The organism is Scandinavium sp. UTDF21-P1B, from assembly GCF_040750395.1.
In the GTDB taxonomy this organism is placed as follows: Bacteria; Pseudomonadota; Gammaproteobacteria; order Enterobacterales; family Enterobacteriaceae; genus Scandinavium.
The window spans coordinates 1-274 of sequence record NZ_JBFLVD010000059.1; the positions used below are offsets into that span (position 1 = coordinate 1).

The window sequence follows — 274 nt, forward strand, 5'->3', positions numbered from 1 at the left end:
CGCATGGAGTCGTCGAGCGAGGGATCCTGGTCGGCGGTCTCCCAGTACAGCATCGTCTCGTACAGACGTCGTCCCAACAGATGGACGCCGACATCGCGAATCTCGTCGATCCAGAAGCGGAAGACCTCCTCGTCGGGCTCCGTCCAGTCGAAGCCGCCGTCCGGCCCGACGATGTAGCCGTCGAGCGAGACGCTCATCGCATAGGTCACGCTGCGCATCGGAAGTCCTCCTCGGTGACGGGTTCGACAGTACGACACACGCCCTAGTGTCCCTT

1 protein-coding gene is annotated in these 274 nt (G+C 63.1%); it reads right to left on the reverse strand.

Annotation, left to right across the window (positions count from 1 at the left end; genetic code table 11):
• The coding region (locus tag AB1287_RS22410; protein ID WP_435619152.1) for a dihydrofolate reductase family protein at positions 1–218 on the reverse strand (218 nt) is incomplete at its 3' end.
• Positions 219–274 lie beyond the last annotated feature (56 nt).